The 582-nt window shown below is 45.4% G+C and carries 1 pseudogene; it reads left to right on the forward strand.

Annotation, left to right across the window (positions count from 1 at the left end):
• A pseudogene (locus R8O10_RS26460) lies at nt 1-582 on the forward strand (NADH:flavin oxidoreductase); the annotation flags it as partial.

A 582-nucleotide genomic window follows, 5' to 3' on the forward strand; every position in this document is an offset into this window, starting at 1 on the left:
TGGGTATTTACAACGACTCTTTCATCGAAGAATACAAAAAGCTCACAGAACTGGTTCATCAGTACGATTCTAAAATTGTGATGCAAATTGCTTATGGCGGTACTAAAACCACCTACAATGTCGGTGAGCGCGTGATTTTTGCACCGAGTGATGTGCCTGAGCGCGGCACGAATACTCAAGGCAAAGCGATGACGAAGGATGAAATCGACTACATCGTAAAAGCATTTGCATTAGCGAGTAAACGAGCTCAAGAAGCTGGTTTTGACGGTGTCGAGATTCATGCCGCGCACACTTACCTAATCAACCAGTTTTTAAGCCCGTACTACAACCGACGCGAAGACGAATACGGAGGCAGCTTAGAAAATCGTATGCGTTTGCTTTTGGAAATTTATTCTGAGACCAGAACGTTGGTGGGGGATGCGTTTCCAATTCTTGTGAAGCTAACCGCGACTGAATTCTTTGACGGCGGTTTAACATTCGATGAAACACGCATCGTATGTAAGAAACTCGAAGAAGTGGGCGCTGATGCGATCATCGTCTCCGGCAACATTCACGGTAAAGCAAACGAACTTGTCGGTGAAA

The organism is Vibrio sp. 1727 (assembly GCF_033344415.1).
Lineage (GTDB): Bacteria > Pseudomonadota > Gammaproteobacteria > Enterobacterales > Vibrionaceae > Vibrio > Vibrio alginolyticus.